The organism is Paenibacillus sp. Y951, assembly GCF_056786395.1.
This window is the reverse complement of the sequence record NZ_JBXCIY010000001.1, coordinates 459,326-480,684: the sequence shown is the minus strand read 5'-3', so window position 1 is coordinate 480,684 and position 21,359 is coordinate 459,326. Positions and strand designations below refer to the sequence as shown.

General features: G+C 39.9%; 24 protein-coding genes. 2 read left to right on the top strand and 22 right to left on the bottom strand.

The window, feature by feature from the left end:
- Nucleotide 1 precedes the first annotated feature (1 nt).
- Complete coding sequence (panB, locus tag AC1TPB_RS02585) at nucleotides 2-853, bottom strand: 3-methyl-2-oxobutanoate hydroxymethyltransferase (RefSeq protein WP_482075036.1); 852 nt, start codon at nucleotides 851-853, stop codon at nucleotides 2-4.
- Between the two features lie 398 nt (nucleotides 854-1,251).
- Here panB and AC1TPB_RS02580 point away from each other — a divergent pair, with 398 nt between their 5' ends.
- Nucleotides 1,252-1,425, top strand: a complete 174-nt coding sequence (locus AC1TPB_RS02580) for a hypothetical protein (RefSeq protein ID WP_482075035.1) — start codon at nucleotides 1,252-1,254, stop codon at nucleotides 1,423-1,425.
- On the opposite strand, the gene AC1TPB_RS02575 is transcribed toward AC1TPB_RS02580, so the two are convergent.
- From AC1TPB_RS02575 to AC1TPB_RS02540, 8 genes are all read right to left on the bottom strand, one after another.
- On the bottom strand, nucleotides 1,408-2,406 hold the full coding sequence (locus AC1TPB_RS02575) for a biotin--[acetyl-CoA-carboxylase] ligase (protein WP_482075034.1): 999 nt from the start codon (nucleotides 2,404-2,406) through the stop codon (nucleotides 1,408-1,410). The two genes, AC1TPB_RS02580 and AC1TPB_RS02575, sit on opposite strands and share 18 nt — an antisense overlap.
- A gap of 3 nt (nucleotides 2,407-2,409) precedes the next feature.
- Nucleotides 2,410-3,678: a CCA tRNA nucleotidyltransferase gene (locus AC1TPB_RS02570; RefSeq protein WP_482075033.1), complete on the bottom strand. Its 1,269-nt coding sequence runs from the start codon at nucleotides 3,676-3,678 to the stop codon at nucleotides 2,410-2,412.
- 14 nt (nucleotides 3,679-3,692) lie between these two features.
- The gene (gene bshA / locus AC1TPB_RS02565) at nucleotides 3,693-4,865 is read right to left on the bottom strand and encodes an N-acetyl-alpha-D-glucosaminyl L-malate synthase BshA (RefSeq protein ID WP_482075032.1); all 1,173 of its coding nucleotides are present in this window, start codon (nucleotides 4,863-4,865) and stop codon (nucleotides 3,693-3,695) included.
- An 85-nt stretch (nucleotides 4,866-4,950) separates the two neighbouring features.
- Nucleotides 4,951-5,100 carry a hypothetical protein gene (locus tag AC1TPB_RS02560; RefSeq protein WP_482075031.1) on the bottom strand — a complete coding sequence of 50 codons (150 nt, stop codon included), beginning with the start codon at nucleotides 5,098-5,100 and terminating at the stop codon, nucleotides 4,951-4,953.
- Nucleotides 5,101-5,348: 248 nt separating this feature from the next.
- A complete protein-coding gene (gene bshB1, locus AC1TPB_RS02555; RefSeq protein ID WP_482075030.1) occupies nucleotides 5,349-6,056 on the bottom strand; it encodes a bacillithiol biosynthesis deacetylase BshB1 in 708 nt (235 codons plus the stop codon).
- Nucleotides 6,056-6,478, bottom strand: coding sequence for a methylglyoxal synthase (locus AC1TPB_RS02550; protein WP_482075029.1), 423 nt, complete (start codon nucleotides 6,476-6,478; stop codon nucleotides 6,056-6,058). Before AC1TPB_RS02550 ends, bshB1 begins: the two co-directional genes overlap by 1 nt.
- 36 nt (nucleotides 6,479-6,514) lie before the next feature.
- Nucleotides 6,515-7,312, bottom strand: coding sequence for a 4-hydroxy-tetrahydrodipicolinate reductase (dapB, locus tag AC1TPB_RS02545; protein WP_482075028.1), 798 nt, complete (start codon nucleotides 7,310-7,312; stop codon nucleotides 6,515-6,517).
- On the bottom strand, nucleotides 7,309-7,659 hold the full coding sequence (locus tag AC1TPB_RS02540) for a nucleotide pyrophosphohydrolase (protein WP_482063564.1): 351 nt from the start codon (nucleotides 7,657-7,659) through the stop codon (nucleotides 7,309-7,311). The genes dapB and AC1TPB_RS02540 overlap by 4 nt, the downstream gene beginning before the upstream one ends.
- A gap of 131 nt (nucleotides 7,660-7,790) precedes the next feature.
- Between AC1TPB_RS02540 and AC1TPB_RS02535 the strand changes: the two genes are divergently transcribed.
- On the top strand, nucleotides 7,791-8,657 hold the full coding sequence (locus tag AC1TPB_RS02535; protein ID WP_482063563.1) for a YitT family protein: 867 nt from the start codon (nucleotides 7,791-7,793) through the stop codon (nucleotides 8,655-8,657).
- Between the two features lie 11 nt (nucleotides 8,658-8,668).
- Here the strand turns inward: AC1TPB_RS02535 and AC1TPB_RS02530 are convergent, their stop codons facing one another.
- The 13 genes from AC1TPB_RS02530 to AC1TPB_RS02470 all read right to left on the bottom strand — a co-directional run bounded on the left by AC1TPB_RS02530 (nucleotide 8,669) and on the right by AC1TPB_RS02470 (nucleotide 20,932).
- Nucleotides 8,669-8,842, bottom strand: a complete 174-nt coding sequence (locus AC1TPB_RS02530) for a hypothetical protein (RefSeq protein WP_482075027.1) — start codon at nucleotides 8,840-8,842, stop codon at nucleotides 8,669-8,671.
- A gap of 92 nt (nucleotides 8,843-8,934) precedes the next feature.
- Complete coding sequence (locus AC1TPB_RS02525) at nucleotides 8,935-9,807, bottom strand: hypothetical protein (protein WP_482075026.1); 873 nt, start codon at nucleotides 9,805-9,807, stop codon at nucleotides 8,935-8,937.
- A 44-nt stretch (nucleotides 9,808-9,851) separates the two neighbouring features.
- Nucleotides 9,852-10,490, bottom strand: coding sequence for a DUF1405 domain-containing protein (locus tag AC1TPB_RS02520; protein ID WP_482075025.1), 639 nt, complete (start codon nucleotides 10,488-10,490; stop codon nucleotides 9,852-9,854).
- A 60-nt stretch (nucleotides 10,491-10,550) separates the two neighbouring features.
- Nucleotides 10,551-11,417: a c-type cytochrome gene (locus AC1TPB_RS02515; RefSeq protein ID WP_482075024.1), complete on the bottom strand. Its 867-nt coding sequence runs from the start codon at nucleotides 11,415-11,417 to the stop codon at nucleotides 10,551-10,553.
- Nucleotides 11,418-11,435: 18 nt separating this feature from the next.
- A complete protein-coding gene (qcrB, locus tag AC1TPB_RS02510) occupies nucleotides 11,436-12,107 on the bottom strand; it encodes a menaquinol-cytochrome c reductase cytochrome b subunit (RefSeq protein ID WP_482063559.1) in 672 nt (223 codons plus the stop codon).
- Nucleotides 12,108-12,123: 16 nt separating this feature from the next.
- Entirely contained in the window at nucleotides 12,124-12,654 is a 531-nt protein-coding gene (locus AC1TPB_RS02505; RefSeq protein WP_482075023.1) for a Rieske (2Fe-2S) protein, read from the bottom strand.
- A gap of 240 nt (nucleotides 12,655-12,894) precedes the next feature.
- On the bottom strand, nucleotides 12,895-13,317 hold the full coding sequence (locus AC1TPB_RS02500; protein ID WP_482075022.1) for a DUF2487 family protein: 423 nt from the start codon (nucleotides 13,315-13,317) through the stop codon (nucleotides 12,895-12,897).
- A gap of 147 nt (nucleotides 13,318-13,464) precedes the next feature.
- On the bottom strand, nucleotides 13,465-13,644 hold the full coding sequence (locus tag AC1TPB_RS02495; protein ID WP_482063653.1) for an IDEAL domain-containing protein: 180 nt from the start codon (nucleotides 13,642-13,644) through the stop codon (nucleotides 13,465-13,467).
- A gap of 22 nt (nucleotides 13,645-13,666) precedes the next feature.
- Nucleotides 13,667-14,173, bottom strand: coding sequence for a gamma carbonic anhydrase family protein (locus AC1TPB_RS02490; protein WP_482075021.1), 507 nt, complete (start codon nucleotides 14,171-14,173; stop codon nucleotides 13,667-13,669).
- 55 nt (nucleotides 14,174-14,228) lie between these two features.
- Nucleotides 14,229-15,401, bottom strand: coding sequence for a hypothetical protein (locus tag AC1TPB_RS02485; RefSeq protein ID WP_482075020.1), 1,173 nt, complete (start codon nucleotides 15,399-15,401; stop codon nucleotides 14,229-14,231).
- Between the two features lie 214 nt (nucleotides 15,402-15,615).
- The gene (locus AC1TPB_RS02480) at nucleotides 15,616-16,758 is read right to left on the bottom strand and encodes an SEC-C metal-binding domain-containing protein (RefSeq protein ID WP_482075019.1); all 1,143 of its coding nucleotides are present in this window, start codon (nucleotides 16,756-16,758) and stop codon (nucleotides 15,616-15,618) included.
- 507 nt (nucleotides 16,759-17,265) lie between these two features.
- Nucleotides 17,266-19,086, bottom strand: coding sequence for an ABC transporter ATP-binding protein (locus tag AC1TPB_RS02475; protein ID WP_482075018.1), 1,821 nt, complete (start codon nucleotides 19,084-19,086; stop codon nucleotides 17,266-17,268).
- Nucleotides 19,076-20,932, bottom strand: a complete 1,857-nt coding sequence (locus AC1TPB_RS02470) for an ABC transporter ATP-binding protein (RefSeq protein ID WP_482075017.1) — start codon at nucleotides 20,930-20,932, stop codon at nucleotides 19,076-19,078. The genes AC1TPB_RS02475 and AC1TPB_RS02470 overlap by 11 nt, the downstream gene beginning before the upstream one ends.
- Nucleotides 20,933-21,359 lie beyond the last annotated feature (427 nt).

The window sequence follows — 21,359 nt, the reverse complement described above, 5'->3', positions numbered from 1 at the left end:
TTTATTCCTCTCTGTTACCATATAAATTGTCTATATTTTGCTGTGGCGATTGAAAAGAATGCTCTTCCTCTGGAAATTGGCGAGATTTCACATCTGCCACATAATCCCCAATAGCATTACGAATCGTTTCCCCGAGATTAGCATAAGTTTTCACGAATTTCTTCGGATAATTAGGTGAAGAGTATTGTAAAATATCATGATACACAAGAACTTGACCATCACAGCCTCTACCCGCGCCGATACCAATGATCGGGATGTGGAGGGTCTGAGCAATAATTGTAGCAATTTGCTCTGTAACTAGCTCCACCACAATAGCAAAAGCACCTGCTTCTTGTAACCCAATGGCATCGTCAAGCAGCTTCTTCGCCTCGCCTTCAAGCTTACCTTGTACTTTATAGCCACTTAACTGGTGAACAGCCTGCGGCGTTAATCCGATATGTCCCATTACAGGAATACCTGCACCAACTAATGCCTTGACATGCTCCGTAATTTCGATGCCGCCTTCAAGCTTAACAGCCTGTACATGACCTTCTTGCATAATTTTGGCAGCGTTTATTAATGTATGCTCTTTACTTATTCCATAAGTCATGAACGGCATATCCGCTACAATAAATGTACTTGTAGCCGCTCTCGCAACAGCTCTGGAATGATATACAATATCATCTATTGTTACGGGAATCGTTGTATCATATCCGAGCACAACATTTCCCAATGAATCTCCTACTAAAATAACATCTATTCCCGCTTCCTCTGCAAGCTTAGCCGAAGGATAATCATAGGCTGTTAGTACAGAAATAGCATTTCCCTCCTGCTTCATCTTAGCCATAGCAGAAATCGTTAATCTTTTTCTCATGAAGTTCAGCTCCTTTAATTGTTGGTTAACACAAAAAAACCTTTTAGCCACGCTAAAAAGGTCCCCAAACATAAAAAGGAAATCATCAATAGTAATGCTTCCTTCTGTCTCGGTCCTTTAGGCTCTGAGCAGAGTGTGCATTCTAAAATCTATATTAGAATTTAACACAATTTCTAGTGCAGCTTCCAAGAATACCGCCTAGTACGATTAGTGTATCAGAAAAATGTTTTGCCGTAAATATACGGCGGATTTTCATATTCGATTCCGACTACGCTACGTTAGCATAATCAGCGTTATCACAAGCTACGAAGCAAAACCCAGCAACGTGTACGGTACGAGTACACAAGCGGTCAATGTTCAGCACGAAGCTTATAATGAAGGTTTGAACTTCCCTTCCAATGAGAGTTCAAAAAGCGGGCTTTCAGAACCAAGAAGATGGAGCGCTACTTGAGAAAGGCGGAAGCGCAAGTGTACGTACCTGGTACACGCGAACCGTACTTTCCAAGTTCGCTTCAGCTTCGACGTCGAATAAACTACGAAGCCAATCATCGTTATCAAAGTCCGCTTTTTGAAGTTACCTCTCCCATTTCTGCTGAGTATATTTCTTTTTCAGATCCATCCTCAAGCCTCACAATGATGGAACCTGCATCAGTTAGTCGCAATGGAGTCCCTATAAACGTTTCCGTCGGCGTCGTAAGACTTAATTTTTGACCTAACGAAATAGCATCCGCTTCCCATAGCTCTGCAATAGGACGGAAGCCGCTGCGTTCGTGTATTTCCATTAACAATTCCCACTCTGTCAAAAACAGTTGAATCAGTTCTGTACGATCAATCTCTTTTCCCATCAATAATCGCAAAGAGGTCGCCTTAAGCTGTAATTGTTCATCATAGTCATGTGCTGATAGATTAGCATCTATACCGATTCCGGCAATGACATATTTCAACATTTGATCTTCGCTACTTGACTCCAATAATATTCCACTTATTTTTTTTCCTTGATATAACAAATCATTAGGCCATTTGATGCCTATTGCTAATCCGGAATAGGTACGAATTGCACGACAAAGTGCAACCGCCGTTAGCAGCGTCAATTGCGGCGCTAATTGAATCGGTATTTGCGGACGCAAGATGACACTCATCCATATCCCTTTGCCGTAAGGAGAATGCCAATGACGGCCTAGTCTACCTTTACCTTTAACCTGCTGCTCAGCGAGTACAACAGTTCCTTCAGCCGCACCTTCTTCTGCTAACTGCTTCGCAATCACTTGTGTAGAGTCAATTACATCATAATGATGAATGACATTTCCTAGACGACGCCCTTGCAACTGCTGCTCAATTTGAAGATGATCAATTGCTATTGGATAATAAAGTAACCGATACCCAAGTTTCGTCACAGCTTCAATCTCATAGCCTATTGCTTCTAATTTCTTAATCTGCTTCCATACTGCAGTTCGACTAATCCCTAGCTGTTGACTAATCATTTCGCCTGAAACATACTGCTTTGGATTTTCTAGTAGCATTCGTATTAATGGTGACTGTGTCGTCTTATGCAATAACTATTCACCCTCCACTCTATCATTGACATAACTTTGAATTTTTTCACGTTCATTATCTAGTTGACCAATGGCAACCTGCTTCATAATATGTGCAAGTTGTTCCTTTATCCAAGCACCCGCTGGTTGCCCACTCCATTTCATAAGATCATTGCCTCTAATGCAAAGCTCCTTTACGGAATGGATACGCAGTGAATGATGGATTGTGACTAACTTTTCATGTAATGTTGGCGCAAAAATCGGCGCAAGCTGGTATAGCCATAGTTCAAGCTGATCCAAATGATGGATTAATAATAGTTCTACCCAATTACGTTTCATTAATGGCTCTTCTTCTAAACGCATTTGCCTAACTGCTTCATCAATAGATACACAGCCAACAATCGTTGCTCGCTGATCATTCGAGAATTTAAGCGCTCGAAGATCACTAGCAGTATGTTCACTTGTCAGATTAGAGGCGATAAATATCGCTGCCCATCTAGCGTCAATATGAGTAAGTACATTCGTATCTATCTTATCAAAATGCTTAAAACTTAAAGCCTTCCAACTGCTGGCAAGCAGTAACTGTTCTTTCGTATGTAGCAGCAATGAATTCCGTTGCAGTAATTGTATCCCACTAACAAATGAGCGATGCGAAAGCATGCGTGCCAATTCATAATTGACTCTTTCCATCGCAATGTAAGCTAGTAACGGGCGATGCTTTGCTATTGCTCTCCACAATGAAAGCAGCGGTGTTAATTCATATGTTGTGCAAAAGCGTACCGCTCGCAACATACGTAATGCATCCTCTTGAAACCGCTCATCACTTTTGCCAACACAACGCAATTGTCCATTAATAAGGTCGGAATAGCCATGAAACGGATCATGTAGCACAAAATCACGATCTAAGGCCATTGCATTCATCGTAAAGTCACGACGCTCTAAATCTGCATAGATATCTTCTACAAAGCTTACCTTCTCTGGTCTGCGATGATCCTTGTAATGGTCCTCTGCACGATAAGTCGTCACTTCATAACTATGACCATATTGTAATACAGTAACCGTTCCATGCTGCAACCCCGTAGGGATACACCGCGGAAAAATAGCCATCACTTGTTCTGGAGTTGCGCTCGTAGCGATATCAACGTCTGAAATATTACGATTTACAAGTGTATCTCGAACGGCACCGCCAACGATATAGGCAGTAAAACCTGCATGTTGAAGCTGATCTAATATAAGACAAGCATCAACTAATGCAGGCTGGATGTTACTTTTCTGTAATTGATTGTTCATCATTACCACCTATTTTGTTAGGAGAGACATATATCAGCAGGAAGGGGCTCAATTTCCGATTCCAAACCTAACACTTTATAATAAATACTTTCATATTCATACGTAATACGGTCATTACAGAACTCTTCATGCGCACGCTTAATACAAGCAGCTTTGAATTGTGCATGTAATTTCTCATCACTCAATAATTGTAATGCATCGTCAGCCATCGAATTTACGTCGCCAATTGAAGAAAGAAAACCAGTTTCACCATGTGTAACAAGTTCTGGAATACCACCAGCATTCGAACCAATCGTCGGAACACCACAAGCCATTGCTTCAAGCGCAACCAGTCCAAAGCTTTCCTTCTCAGATGGTAATAGTAAAATATCAGCTAACGAAATAATTTGCGCTACATCCTCTTGTTTTCCAAGGAATAACACTTTATCTTCAAGCCCAAGGCTATTTATTTTACATTGAATTTTCGTTAATTCAGGACCTTCTCCTACTAATAGTAGTTTGGAAGGTATTTGTTGCTGAACTTTTTCGAATATATCAACAACATCAGACACTCGTTTTACGGGACGGAAATTTGAAATATGCATCAATATTTTCTCGTCTGGAGCTGCATAATCATTGCGTAATGAAGATACATCTCGCGGGTAATAGATACGTTTATCTACAAAATTATATGTAAGCTCGATCGGTGTTGTAATGTCTAATAATTGTCGAGTCTCTTGAATAAGATCCTGTGAAACAGCTGTAACCGCATCACTTTGATGAATCGCCAAACGAATTAAATCTTTAAGGGATTCGTCTTGAGCTAGCACCGTAATGTCAGTTCCATGCAGTGTTGTTACAGTTTTCATGCCATTATTAAGCATTTGCTTGGCAATAAAGGCACATACCGCATGCGGAACAGCGTAATGAACATGCAATATATCAAGATTTTGCATCTTAGCTACTTGAGCCATCTTACTTGCTAAGCTTAGATCGTACGGTGGATAGCGGAATACATAATAATCATTGACTTCAACTTCATGAAAAAATATATTTTTATGAAACTTGCCTAAGCGAAAAGGTATACTATGCGTTATAAAATGAATTTCATGTCCCTTTTCAGCAAGTAATTTTCCAAGTTCAGTTGCAACTACGCCTGAACCGCCAAGTGATGGATAACAAGTAATCCCTATTTTTAGTTTACGCGTCAACTACGACGCACCCCCCTGTACTTATAACTGTAATACATACATCTGATTAAATTGAATTTCGTAATTCATGACTACAAAATGATGCTTACGTTTCTTTAGAATTCACATCTTGTAAAGTTTTATTTAGTTTATCTAATGAATATTGCATGCTATCCATTCTTTTCAACGCTGAATACTGATTAATTATGATGACTACGAGCGCAACTAACAAGATGATAATGAATAATGTTACCATTACAGTCCACCTCTCTATAGTTCATTTCGCTCACATATAACCCCAGCAATGTGTACACTTGAGTGTATACAAGCGGACAAAGATCGAGGCTTCAAATTGAAGTTCAAAACGATCGGCTGTCAGCACCAAGAAGATGCACTCCAGCGAAAACGAGTAGCACAGCGTACTTATTGTGTACGCGAGCACACGCAGGCTTTCGATGGGGGGCATATTCGACGCCGACTACGCTACAACGCGTAACCACGTGATCACAGTCGGTCGTTTTGAATAACCTCTACTGGGAACGGATTCTTCGTCGCAAACCCCTCCGCATACCCCCAACTTTGTGGTTGTGCTAACAACGCATCTCGATATTGTACTGATTCTATATAGCGATTCGTCAATGGTGTACTTACACCATTCTCAGTTGCCGATGTATCAAATTGCGAAGCATAGCAGCGTAATGCTTCTTCCTTTGCCGCTTGTTGTTCACTAATATCAATTGCAATAGATACATTGCGCACATCATTAATATAATAGAACAAGACTTGATCAACTTTCCAGGCAGGCAGTTCGGGCATATAATTGCGAAGCTTCGCATTGAATACCGCTTCCTCAACCATCCTACTACATATAACATGATCAGGATGTCGATCTTCCCAATATGGTGCAAATACAATTCGTGGACGATGCTCGCGAATCTGAGACACCACCTGATCAATTTGCTCCTTAACTAGCTGTAGCCCTCGATCCGGTAATCCTATACAGGTTCGTGCAGAAAGACCAAGCACCGCAGAGGCCATAGCAGCTTCATGCTGCCTTAGCTCCACGGTGCCATTAGATGACATTTCTGCTTTCGTCAAATCACATATACCTACCTTGAAACCGGCTTGAACATGTTTTATGATTGTGCCACCCATACCGATTTCTGCATCATCAGGATGAGCACCGAAAACTAATATGTCTAGTTGTTGCATTATTCTTCCACTCCTGGCTTGTATTTATGTACAAGTTCTCTCCAAGAGAAATCTCCACGTTCAACAGCTTTAACTAGTAATTCCGCAGTCGCGATATTTGTCGCAACCGGAATACCCTGTACATCACAAAGACGAAGTAAAGCAGTAATATCTGGCTCATGCGGCTGTGCCATTAATGGATCACGCATAAATATAATAAGATCCATTTCATTTTGAGCGACTAATGCACCTATTTGTTGGTCGCCACCAAGTGGACCTGAACAGAATCGAGTAATTTCCAAATCCGTTTGCTCCATAATTCGCAGACCCGTCGTACCCGTTGAATATAATTTATGTGGTATAAATACATGTTCATAAGCAATAACAAAATTGACCATTTCATCTTTTTTTCTATCATGCGCGATAAATGCAACATTCAACATTATAATTCTCCTCTTTTGCTGTCGTATAATTGTATGTTAATCCATAATATGTTCAAATCCATATACTAATCCTACATATTGCATAACTTTTGTGATTGCCACATTAACCCCAGGCATATAACCTGCGCGATCATAGGAATCATGACGAATTTTCAATGTTTGCCCATTTCCGCCAAAAATGACTTCTTGCTGAGCAAAAACTCCAGGTAAGCGTACACTATGTATACGGAAACCTTCATAATACCCGCCACGTGCACCTTCAATTGTCTCTTGCTCATTAGGATTTCCTTGACGCAATTCCTGGCGAGTTTGAGCAATTAATTCTGCAGTTTTAATAGATGTTCCAGAGGGCGCATCTAGCTTCTGATCCCCATGATACTCGATAATTTCAACATGCGGCATATATTTCGCTGCTTCTTGCGCAAATTTCATCATAAGAATGGCACCGATGGAGAAGTTTGGCGCAATTAATCCGCCAATTCCTTTATCATTACAAAGTACTTCTAATTCAACAATTTGTTCAGGTGTAAATCCTGTTGTCCCCATAATTGGACGCACGCCATATTCTATTGAAAGCTTTGCATGCTCGTATGCAAGATGAGGGACAGTAAAATCAACCATAACGTCCGCTTTTGTTGAGCTTAATGCTTCTTCCAATGTTGAAACAACAGTTACGCCAGTCAAATCAGCTCCTACAATACGACCTGCATCTTGTCCTTCGAAAGAAGGAGCAACTGCAGCTACTAATTGCAATGCTTCATCCGCTAACACCATTTTCACAACTTCTATACCCATACGACCACTTGCACCTATAACTGCAACTTTTATTGTCATCGTTGTTCTCCTTCGTTATCTGAATCAATTTTTGTCCATCTATTTGCATCTCTTGTATTAAATTTCTCCATAACTTTATCATGAGCAGCTGTAAGATCGATGTTCAATGAATTTGCAAAACAATTCAATATGAACAAAATATCAGCAAGTTCTAATTCAATAGAATTATCTGCTTCATCATGTTTTTTCGGTTTTTCACCGTAAGTATGATTAACTTCTCTAGCTAGCTCTCCAACTTCTTCAGCAAGTCTGGCAACTAAAGCGAGTGGACTGAAATAGCCTTCCTTGAATTGTGAAATGTAATCATCGACTTCACGCTGTAATTGTGCTAATGATTTCTCAGCCATTTTCATACGCCCCTTCTTCAAGAACCATTCACTTATATGTTACCGTATCACTATTAATAAAACAATGTTTTTTGCGAGAGAAAGTAAGGCATACTAATGCATAATATACTGTGCGAAAAGGATTGATCCATATGCCCTCAACAATAAAAACATCACTAAGACAGTTAATTCCAATTACAATCGGAGCTGCTTTATACGCTTTTGGTTTACAGGTTTTCGTGATCCCTAACCAGCTTATGGAAGGCGGCGTTACAGGGATAGCTGTTCTATTAAATTATATTTTTAGCCTACCGATGTCAATTACGACTTTGCTCATTAATATTCCCCTATTTCTAGTTGGCTGGAAAATACTCGGTGGCAAAAAAATGATTTATACGATATACGGTTCTGTTATGCTGTCTATTTTTCTCGCTTTGTTAGAATACTCAGTACGTAACCATTATTTAATCTCATTCAATCAAAGTTATGATTCCATGCTAATCGTACTTTATGCTGGCGTAACGCTCGGTGCTGGGCTCGGCATTGTGTTTCGCTATGGTGGAACTACGGGTGGTATCGATATTATTGCCCGTATTTTGTCTCGTTGGCGCGGATATAGTATGGGACAGATCATATTAGTGTTTGATGTTATTATAATTGGTATCTCTGTGTTCTACATTTCAATTGATAAAGTGCTATACACACTAGTCATGGTTTTCATCGCGTCCAAAATGATTGATTTTATTCAAAATGGAGCATACACTGCCAAAGCCTTCTCCATTATTACAGATAAAGGCGATGAAATTGCTCGTAGAATAACAATGGAGCTTGAGCGAGGAGTAACGATTGTTCCTGCCGTAGGAGCATATTCAGGAAAAGAAAAAAAGGTCGTATATTGCGTTGTCCACCGCTCCGAGACTCATCGTCTGAAGCAGCTTGTTCGCAATATCGACCCTAACGCTTTTGTTGTAATTGATGAGGTGCAAGACGTACTAGGTGAAGGCTTCAAAGAGGAGTAGCTAGATGTAATTCAAAAAGCGTCCTTTGATAACGATGATTGTGCGTGTAGCTTATTCGACATCGCATCTGAAACGAACTTGGAAAGTACGGTTCGCGTGTACCAACCACGTACACTTGCGCTTCCGCCTTTCTCAAGTAGCGTTTCACCTGCTCGATTCTGAAAGCCCACTTTTTGAATCTTCATTTAAAGCTTCGACCTCTTGTTCGCTTGTGTACACAAGTGTACACATTGCTGGCATCTTCTTAGCGGGAGATCGTCCAGTAGCTTGCACCTCATTATACTTTTTTCACTCCGAACGGTGCTTGCTTATATTTGCGATACGCTGTAAAGGTTAGCAAGCCGGATATAAAGGCACCGATTAACAATGCCAATGTTGTTGGATTCCATCCACTTGAGGCGTCCACGATCGGAACTGTGATCGTCTCTTCCGCTTGCGCAAATAGCGTATGAATCGTCTCTTCGATATTATTTATTGCGGTCTCTATTTCTTTAGCTTGTTGCGGTGTCCAAGTTACTTGTGAAGCTTCTGCAAAAAATCCATTAAGCTGCAATGTACGCTGCAGTAATTCCGCCATCCGCAGTTCATCCCCGACCATATAAGCTGCTGTTTGCATGCGGTCAACTCTTTGTTTGAAAATCGTTAGATGAGCAATCACATACTTCGTCTTGTCATCTGGTGGCACTGTCAATATTGTTGCTGTACGAATCGATTGCAAATCATCTAACAATACGGACTCATATTGAAGCCATGGACCATGTTCAGCCTGTAGCAGCGCATCAATCGCTAACAATAATGAACTAATAGGCTCTCGCCAAACGACATTAGGCTTATTATTAACGATACCTTGCTCAATTGCCAACACATCCTGCTTCATTTGCTTCCAAGCTGCGGCTGTTCCATATTGTAATAACTGGGGTTGATTCAGTTGATTTTTTATATTTTTCACCGTTTTATAGGCTGCTTGTTTATGAGATTCATTACCCTCAGCATACAATTCAGATATCGAACGATCTAATTTCAACAATCGTGCATAGGATGGATCTTCAACATCGCTTGTCCTATTATCAGAATATCCTAACACAGAAGCTCCAGAAGCTAACAAACAAATGATGCAAAACAGCGCTAATAAAACTATTTTAAATTTCATATCAGCAACCCTCCCATTATTAATCTATGAGAGGCGAGGACAAGTTATGACCGCCATTTCTTTTTCCATACAACATAGCCCGCCAATAAACTAACCAAAGACAAACTAATCGTAAACCATTTCACTTCGGTAACATAATCATGTAATGCTGTTGGCAAAAATGGATAAATGCCGTAGTGATAATCTAAGGTATCGTTAAGCAGTAGCCAGCCTGTTGCAATCGTTAATGAAATACCAGTTACACGCATAAAGCGGACGTAAAGCAGCGCTTCAAAGGCCATTGCCAAGTGTGAACTCATCAGCATATAGCTTTGCCATTCAAGCGGTTCACCTTGCGTAGCACCAGCTATAATGATCGCAGTCGCCCATATCCCGTATTTCACAGAGCAAACGACAGCAAGTGCTTCAATTATTGTGCGACTCCAGCTTACAAAGCGCGAAGTCCCCTTTGGAGGAAATAGCATATACAGCACAGCTATGGTGAAAAAGAGACTTGCCGTTGGTGAATCTGGAACAAATACTATTAACCAACGCCAATTTTCATAATTCGTAATCGTCCATTGCAACTGATTATCATACCAAATATAACCGTAAATTGTACCTAATAAATTGATTAGAAATAACGGCCATAGGAAATTACGATTCATTAAAAACGGTTGACTGAAAAACCATTTAACATTCATAATAGTTATCCTTTCAAAAAAGACCTGATCGCAACTTGCGATCAGGTCTTAACAGATATGTTACTCTTGCGTTTGTTTCGCTAACCAAGTTGCTAATTGATCAATTTCATCATCACTCAATTCACCTTGGAATGATGGCATTCCAGCCTCAGTTCTTCCAATAGTAATAATGTCTTGAATTTCTTCAGCTGACTTAGAGTTACCGATTCCTAGTAACGCGGGAGCACCTGGACCACCATTAAGATCTACAGCATGACATGCTAAACACTTCGACTCGTAAATTTTCATTGCCGGGTCATCAGCTTCAATAATAGCAGGAACTGCAACTGCTTTTAATGGATTAGGACGCGGTTCTCCCGCTTCATGTGCTTCTTTTGCTTTTTCAGCACGAACATGATGCTCTGGCGTCATACCTTTTGCTTCTAATTGATCCTGGTAATGTGACCAAGAAACAACAGTAAGGTAAGTAACTGCAACAATCGATAAAATCATAAGTGAAGAAGCAATTGGGCGACGGTAGAAACGACGCTCTTTACCTGTATCAAGGAATGGTGCTAATAGCAATCCACCGAACATAATCGCTGGAATAATTAGCGTTCCGATTAATACATATTGCTGTGATACATATGGATATTTCAAAAATTGGTATAAGAACAAGAAATACCAGTCAGGCATCGGTATAAATGAAGCATTCGTTGGGTCAGCAGGGTAGCCAAGTGGAGCTGCTTCAGCCATTACCCATACTAGGAAACCAACTAATACTACGCAACCAACCATCCACTCTTTCAGAAGAAAGTTAGGAATGAAGGCTTCCGATTTACCTGGGTAAGCCGTATAGTCTGGCGGTGTGTGATCCATATTGTTAACTTTCACACGAGAATCGCCGACATATACAACTTTCTCATTCGATTTATGACCATTTGCCATAATTGTAGCCTCCTTCGCTTATAGTGGACCTGAAATCCCTTGTTTGCGGATCATAATAAAGTGCGCTGCAAGCATTGCAATCAATGCACCTGGTAAGAAGAATACATGCACTGCAAAGAATGTTGTTAATGTCCGAGCACCTACGATATCCCCACCATATAAGATCTTCGCGATATAATCACCAATTATAGGTACAGATGCGGCAATTTCTACCCCTACTTTAGTAGCGTAGTAAGCTTTATTGTCCCAAGGAAGTAGATACCCTGTGAAACCAAGACCTAGCATAATAAAGAAGATAAGCATTCCAACTACCCAGTTCATCTCACGAGGTGCTTTATAAGAACCTGTAAAGAAGACTCGGAGTGTATGTAAGAACATCATAACAATAACCAAACTCGCCCCGAAGTGATGCATGCCACGAACAATGTTACCAAATGGAATTTGGTGTTGTAGGTAGTCAACACTTGCATAAGCGTGAACGATATCTGGTACATAATACATTGTTAAAAACATACCTGACAAAATTTGAATTACTGTAATAAAGAACGTCAGACCACCAAAGCAATATACGAATGCTGAGAAGTGATGCGCTGGGTTAACGTGTTCAGGAACTTCGTGGTCAGCTACATCTCTCCAAAGCGGCGTAATATCAAGACGTTCGTCAATCCAATTATATATACTTTTAAACATCTAACATACGCCCTCCTTATGCTCTAGTGTTATCAATAATGCCGCCAAGGTATACGACTCCATCGTTTACTACAACTTCATACTCATCAAGTGGTGAGTTTGCAACGGTAATGTTTTTACCGTCTTTGGAATAACGTGCATCATGACAAGGACAGTCATATTCACTTTTTCCATGTGTGTTCCAAGCTACTGTACAACCCAAATGCTTACAAATTGGAGAAAGTGCAAATACTTTATTAGAAGCATCCTTGGAAATCCAAGCCACCTTCTGAGTTTCACTTTCATACCAAGCGTCAACTTGATGCACTTTGAATCTTACTTCTTGCGGTTCAGACGTAACTTTATTTTCATCTAATACTTTTACTAATGCGCTTTCGCTACCTTTAGCTAATAAAGGATCTACAGCAAAGCGAACCATCGGTAAAACTGCGCCACCTATCATGAAGGCAGTTGTGCCGCCAAGCGTGTATGATAAAAACTGACGCCGGGACATTTCTTTGCGTTTAACCGGTTGATGCTCCGAATCATGTTGTTCATGGTTACTCATTTTCTGTTCTAACCCCCTTTGCCAACCAATTCTTCCGTATTACTCAAAAGCAAAGCCAAATGATGAACTAGGACATAATTATAATAGCCTAGCTACCAAATACCGTCAACAATTTGACAGGACATTTGCGACAATTAGGAAATATCGTTCAATAATTTGTTGTCAATTTGTCACAATTAGCATTCTATTGGCATTGTTTTCCCCTATTACGAACCATTTCATACATATTTATCATGTTATTTATGTCCTATTGTGACTCCACAGTTCACGAATTTGTAAATTCACTTGATCAGATGATGGATTTTCGCCATTTTCTGTAGGGGTAATCCACAGATCCGCTTCATTAATTTTAAACTCAGTATGTAATTTGGCAGTAATAAGGATGATGTACTTAAAGCCTTGTCCTCTTAAAGCACGACAATATGAAGCTATTTGCGCCTGGGCAGCCGGGTCGATGCTAATGTAATGGCAGGCAGGATAAGTAACAACTCTGCCTTTGTAAGGGATTTCAACCAACTCCATAATATCTCTTAAGTTTTCTAATGCTAACGTTGCTTCAACAGGTGATTCACTACCGTCTAATCCAGTTATCGGTAGCAAGCAAGTGTCAAGATAAGGCTTAAGTTCCTCCCACTGCTCCTGCTGTATTTCACTAAATTTCACTGTTGTCCCTCCTGAAACTTTTGCTTCTTTTTGAACTACCTATTTCAATGAAAGTCCGCTTTTTGAACTACTCCTTACAATATTACAGAAGAAAGCCTTCAAATGCTATAGCTAACTCGCATCCGAAGGCCTTTATTATTGGAACCACTATTTTAACTGCTTTAATTGAGTACTAAGTTCATAAAACAAATGTTCATCACCTGTTGCCAGTGCTTCATCTATTTTCGTTTCAAGCTTATTGCGCTGATAATTTTTTAACGCATCGTCCAATATCATTTCAGCAGTTAATGCTAACATCGCTTCGTATTTTACATTCATCTTATCGATAGGTAACACCTCCATAACGGTGCTATACATTCCTATACTCATATCCTTTAGCTACATAGCTTTCCATTGTTCTTTTCATTCTAGCTAGATCATCTTCCGTTAACTCACGAACAACTTTAGCTGGCGTCCCAAGAGATAATGTATAGGGCGGGATTTTTTTATTTTCCGTAATGACAGCACCTGCCCCTATTAAAGCATATTCACCAATCTCTGCACCGTTAAGTACAATAGCCCCCATGCCGATAAAGCTTCCTCTCCCAATATTGCAGCCGTGAATGATCGCAGCGTGTCCGACAGATACTTCATCCGCCAAAATTAGCGGCTGCAGTGTATTCACATGTCCAACAACACCATCTTGTATATTACAGCGATCACCAATCCGAATTGGAGCCAAATCACCACGTAGTACAGCATTATACCAAATTGTGCTTTGTTGACCGATTGAAACTTCTCCAATTATTTTCGCACCTTCAGCAACAAAGACATCGTTACTAAGTGTTGGCATTAAGCCTTTATACGGCAATAACATACGATCATCCCCCTCTTAAAACGTAGGGAAATTCTAACAATGAGCTTACAGATTGTCAATGTTTCTCATTACTGACTGGAAAGCTATCGATCATTCTATGTCCGAAGACCGACCTTTTCATTACGACTCCTTGCTCCGTTTCTCCGATTGCAATGATACCGAAATGCAGCAGCATTTTCACAATCCGTTGATGCAAAATAGCTCCGGCTGAATCGAAATAGTAAGGTCTTATGTAAGGCTCAAGTACCGTTTCAAAAGATTTCAATGTCGTCCATTCCTTAGACAAACTACAAATCCAATAATATAACGAAGTAATATTCGGAATTGCTCCTTTATAAAGCTTGAGCCAATGTGAGATTATAGCTTGCATCTCTTCATAATTCATATTGTCTTTAGCCAATTTCCCGCTTCTAGTTAAGACAATCGTGTCACTTTCGATAGCTAGCCAACCCTTTGCATAGCAATAATCGTTCATAAATGCCATCCGATCTGGATAGTCACCAAAACCTTTACCATAGCCAAATTTCCATGCACCTTTGCCAGGTAATTCTTCTTGTATTGCAAATAGTTCATTCAGTTGAACAACAAATCTTCTGTGCATAATCCCATCAATAGCAACGTTTGGCTTATAAGTATCGATGAAATTGAGCATCACTTTCATATCTAGTAATAATTGACCTCCTTCTTCGCGATAAGCTGGTGGTTCTGCTCCCCGCTCAATCGAAACCGATAGCACTTCAGCCAATGTGACTTTGAATCTTTCCTTCAAATCCTGGGGCACATGGAACAAATAACGATCACCGCCACCATATCCATTGAACAACCAACCTTGCTGTTTGAATTTTGCAATAATTTCACGCGGTGTTAATTCAATGACTTGCTGCTTAGTAGATTTTTTGGATTTTACTTTCGGCTTTGTTTCTACGACCGTGACACTTGTATTCCGAACTTCATTCCTAGCTGGAAATCTACACTGTTGCACTCTAGCAAGTAAATCTTCTAAGCTATAGGACTTCCGAGTTTCAAACAATAAATAATTGACGAACCTTAATTCCTCTAGCTCCATTTTTGCTAATTTCTCTTTAATGACATCACGTCTATGTACTGTTGCTAGAATGGACTGAATTAATTCATGCTTTGAATTTCCATTACACTCACAACCATACACAGAAGCTATTTTTGTGAGTTGAGTAATATCGGCATAGCTCAGCATATCTGATAAATTCATTGGATCTCCTTTCTCGCAAACATCGTAATTACGTTGATCAAAAGTTCTAGCTTATAGTTTCTAGTATTACTATTTTTACCTATTTCATACTTTGCGACAAAAATTGAATACTAATCTCAGCAAATTATAATTGGTTCACCTATTGCGCAAACAAAAAGGCAATCTATACTCGCCCGAAATGAACGAATGGAGATTGCCTTGACTATCTAACTATTTATTTGTTAATACAGCACTTTTTATATTTCTTGCCACTACCGCAATAACAAGGATCATTGCGACCAATCTGTTGCGCAGCGTGCTCATTAGATATCGGTTGTTGCTGCGAGGCTTCTGCTTGTTCACTATTGTTAGCTAAACTAGTAGCATGATGTCCCTTCAAAAACCATTGCGGCGTATTGTTGTACATAATTATTAATCGAGGCAACAACAAATTAAGTTGCTGTTCGTCTTGAATAACTAGTTCTCGCTGTATATATTCAACCAAGTCTTGAAGCTGCAAACCAGCACGAATTCCGAATTCAGCCTGATCAGCAATCAAATAGGCATCTTGTTGAAGCACTTTGAACTGTTTTACTAAGAAATCAACGAGGAGCTGATGAGCTTGTGTCCTATGGATATAACGTTCTGCACCCGCTTTATGCAATTCTAGTGCAGTGAAATAAGCATAATCTACTTCTTGACGTTGGTTATGTTCTTTCGCAATTAGAGTAGGATCAGGTATCGCAGCATGATGTACAAACTGTTCATTCAACCCTAGATCATTATGATAATGGCGGTAGTTAATAACGAGATGCATATAGGGAACTTCTATTTGGCCAAATACAGCATATCTAGAAAGGATCGTATTAAGTTGCTCATGCGTTAGCGCACCATAGTAATACATCATTCCTTTAACCGTATCAATTAAATTACTATTCAAAGCTATTCGTTTGAAGTCTAGCTTCTGTAGATGTTGATCGACTACATTAATTAATTCATTCGGCATAGCAATGACAGCTTGCCCATTAATCGTCGTTTGGAATAACAGTCCCAATTCCAACCAATACCGAAGTTGCTGCGCTGTTAACTGTTCATTGAAAGCGAGATTACCTTTACGACGAACAACCTCTTGCAGAAGCTCTACTCTCTCCTCATCAAACAATTCAAGTAGGGAAGGTAATTCAAGTTCATAGGCAGCTGCTAATTGTTCAATGATCGTTTGCTTAAGTTGTTCTCGATTCAACTTACTAGCATTTTTGATAACGGCATGCTTGCGTATATTTGTTAATATATCTTTAGACAAGCCCTCAAGCGCAAGCTGTAAATCAAATACTTGACTTGCCCCAGTGCGTGCTGCATTCTCTGTAGCTACTGACATTTTCAAAAGCCTCATTTCTCATTCTTAATAACATGTCCAAAAGTATATGATACCGTAAATCATAAGTCTGCACAACAATTGCTCAAAATTTCCAATCATTTGAAAATGAGTGAATAGATCATTAAGAAGCTTTATTTCGCTAGATTAGTTAGTAATTATCGCTTCATTCTAGGTCAGACAATTTGCCACCTGTAACAATTTCCACCTTGTCATTATTCGGACTAATCCATAGTTCATATATCAACCAACTTGACTGCTTATCTTTATTTGCATTTGATTTTCAACCTGAAGAAAACCGCCCTCCATGCCGGCGATTTATTCAGCTAACGTTCCCCGTTAGAATTCCTGTAAAACGAATAATTTGGACTTTGCATAAAAAAGAGCGCCTCTGCAACGTGGCCACTGAAAAACGTGTGTATTTAGCGTCTATAAAATGAACCTAAATAGATAAAGGCGTTTTCTCATTCAAATTGAATGGAGCACATGAGTAATGAAGATAATGCATTGTTAAGAAGTTCCAACGACCAGGCGATATCTGGACGCCTGAAGGTTAAACATTTGAGCGTATTTCCCGTCCATTCTCATAAGCTCTTCGTGTGAACCTTGCTCAATAATTTGACCATTTTCCATCATGAGAATGCGATCCGCCATTTTGGTAGTCGATAAGCGATGAGAAATGAAAATGATCGGTCTATCTTCTGCCTTCTCTAGCATGACTTGATTCAAATGGTATTCACTCATAGGGTCCAATGCGCTGGAAGGCTCGTCTAATATAATAAGAAGAGTTGGCTTGGCGAATACTCTTGCGATCGCCACCTTCTGAGCCTCTCCGCCAGATAACTCGATCCCGGCATCGTCAAATTCCTTAGTAACGGAAGTCTCGATCCCTAGTCGCAAAGATTGCAGCTTACTGCCAAAACCACTTTTCTCCAGCGCTTCGCTTATCAGATAGGAATCACCTGATGTAGCATGGTTCATGACGACGTTTTGAGAAAGCGTAGCAGCGAACAACTGATGATCCTGAAACACGGAACTAATCTTCATTCGGTAATCGTCCAGCTTCAATTGATCGATTGGTATCCCATTTAAACGAATTTCTCCCGAGCTTGCATCGTATAGACGCATGATCAGCTTCGTCAATGTCGTTTTTCCCGCACCATTGTAGCCAACGATTGCAATTTTTTCTCCAGGCTTGATACTTAAATTAATGTTTTGGAGGATTGGTGGCCCGGATTGACCATATTGGAATGATAACTCTCTTAGAGTTAATTCAGTAAACTTATTCGGCACAGGTATTGGATCTTCAGCTTCTATCAGACCGTTCTTTTGATCTAGGAAGCTTCTTAACTTCTCAATATAGAGGCTGTTTTCTTGCATCTGGCTAATAAGTGTCGTCATATATTGCAAATTGCCCTTTAAACGCCAGGATGAATTGAGCAACGTAACCGCGCTTCCATAGCTTAACGTTCCTTTCACTAACGTCATAAACACAACATAAACGACGTACAAGCCGCTCAAAATCAACTCACTAAAAAAATACTCAGAGGAGAAGTTTAACCAGAACTGCTTTTTCGAATGCTTTTGCACGATTCCGTGCATCTCTTTATGTGTATCAGTGAAATCTCTAAAAAATTTCTCCTTGATGGAATAAAGTCTTAATTCCTTCGCATAATCAGCCAAGTAAAACAACCGCTTCAAATAGATTCGTTTACGATCCTTTTCGTTAAGCTCCATCCTCATTTTGTACCTGATTTTATTGGTGATCATGCTGACAATCAGAGTTAAAATGAAGGACGCGAGCACAAACAGCAGACCAAGCTTGTCAACGAACAGGAAAAAGCTTATAGAGGTCATGATAACCGTAACGGATTTGCAAATTGTTCTGATGGTGTTTATCGTAGCATCAATTCGATTATGAGCATCATTGGCGCTCCACACATAATCATTATAAAAAACGGGATCGTCATAATTCGCCAAATCGGTACTAATCGCTTTTTCGTAGAGATCCATCCTTATCTTTTGATACAGCAATTCTTTTCCTTTAGGTTCAACGCTCTGGTAGTAAATACTGTCCAGCACAAAACAGATTGCGATAAACAAAATTGTTAGTCCGATATATAAGGCAACCGTAGAAAAGGAAGTTCCATATTGAACGCTGTCGAACACAAACTTAATCAAAAGGACATGTTCGATAAAAATTTCGATTTCCTGCAAGCATGCATACAAGCATGTAAAGATGATATATTTGCGCGAATAGCGCAGCCCGTATTTCAAAATAAACCAATTATTTTTAAGGACCCGAGTAAAGCTATGCTTATTAGGCTTCATGCAGATTCACCACCCCAGCCAACTCTTCTTGATCAACATACTTTTCTGCTTGCTTTAAGAATAGCTCCGCATATTTCCCCTGCAGCTGCATCAATTCCATGTGTGAGCCAGACTCTTGAATTTCGCCATCCTCCATGTAATAAATGCGATCTGCCAGCATAGCGGATGACATGCGGTGAGAAATAATGACAACGGCTTTATCCTTGCAGGCTTCCATCATACTTTCAAAAATTTCAAATTCCGCAATCGGGTCGAGGGCGCTTGTAGGCTCATCAAGAATGAGTAGTTCGGCCTGTTGTGCAAAAATGCGCGCGATCGCAATCTTTTGAAACTCGCCGCCTGATAAAACAACTCCTTGTTCATCAAACTCCTTTGTAAGCATCGTATCTATTCCCTCCGGCAAAGTGGCTACCTTATCGTATACTCTGCTTTTCTTGAGCGCATTTATGACGAGCTGGCGGTCAGCTTCGGTGTCCACATCGCGCATAAGTACATTCTCTGCAATTGTCATCGAAAAAATCTTAAAATCCTGAAATACGGTTCCATACAGTGAGCGATAGGACATGAGATCAAACTCTTTTATATTGCGGTCGTTTAACAATATTTCTCCCTCAGTAGGATCGTACAATCGCATCATGAGCTTGATTAACGTTGATTTCCCTGCTCCATTGTGGCCGACAAGAGCAATTTTCTCATTCTTATTCACTTCCATCGTAATATGGCGAATAGAGGGCCTATCTGCTCCATCATACGTAAATTGAAGCTGCCGAAATGTTAATTTCTGTATCGGCGGCGCGATTGGTTTGACTGGATCGGCATCCTCCTGGATTTCGGAAACATAGTTTAAAAAAGTTTTTAAATTTTCGATGTATATGCCGTTTTTGTTGATCTCTACAAAACTGTCAGACAGCCGGATGAGCGACCATGCGCCACCAACCATTGCGCTTCCAAGAACGATAAAGGAGCTGATAGAAATCGATTGCTTAACAATTGCTAGATAAGCACCGTACAGCAAAATCCCTTGGAATATGAGCGTGAAGGTAGTAAATATTTTGAAAAAGGAAATGACTCCCGCCTTTACTCGATACTTATGAACGACAGAAATGACACCGTCATACCCTTCTATATAAGTGTTTCTCAGAACTGAAAAAATACGGGACAACCGAATTTCCTTGGCAAAGTGCGATAAATAAATGACACGGTTTACATAGTCCATTTTTCTTTGGTAGGGTACTCGCTCATTATTTTGCTGGAACTGAATTCGGTTCAGCTTTTTTCCAAAATAAAAATTGCCGATAATCGGCAATAAAGCAAACCATACCACCCACGGATCTATGGCGTACATCACGGCAAATATACTAATCGTTGCAAGCGAGACGAATATAATTCTAGAGAGATTTTCAAGAACAGCGCTTACTCGTTGATCCGCTTCTTGGATGGCTTTGGTATATTTATTATAAAACTCATGATCCTCAAAACACTTCAATTCCACGGATGCAGCCTTGCGAAAAAGAATAAGATACAGCTTCTCATATAACTTGAGATCGCTTAAAGGCCTGAAGCGATAATCATACCAATTGTCCAGCAAGACTAATGCGAGCATCAAAACCAATGTCAGGATTATGAAATTGAAAATTTGCTGAAAATCCCTTTCGATTGATATGGACTCAATGATGTACTTCATGAAATATACGGTAAAAAATACATTAGCAAGCTGTCTGCCGGCTTGAACTGCAAATTCAGCCACCACTCTCTGCGGATGTATACTCCATGCTAATTTGAAAATAAATAAGTTGTTGGCGATATTGTCTTTAATATGTTGGAATTTATGGCTTAGCTTCTGCAAGATCGTTCCTTCCCCCCTGTATCGTTAAGAACTTTCAATCAGCCTTTTGAAAAAAGCTCACCTAATTATTAGTAATTCAAAATGTACTACAAGAAATAATGGAAAACAACCCCATAGATTATATGTATTGTAATTTATATACAAAAACAGACAAAAAGGCATAGCCGTTTTGTGAGTTATGAATCCTAGAAGATTTAAGTATGTTTTTTTGATACTGCCTCAGAAAGAAGTTTGGGAAAGCAGGAATTCAGCTTATGGATGAGACGTGTCAATTCAGCCATGTACAAAGGAAGGATTGTCGTGGTAGACTATGGAAGTTTTATAATGGAGGCGGGATTGCTTTTTCATCCCAGGAGTAGGATTGGTCTGTATTTTAAAGTTCCATCATGACATTGTAAAAGTCTCGTACATGTCGGATAAATGTACA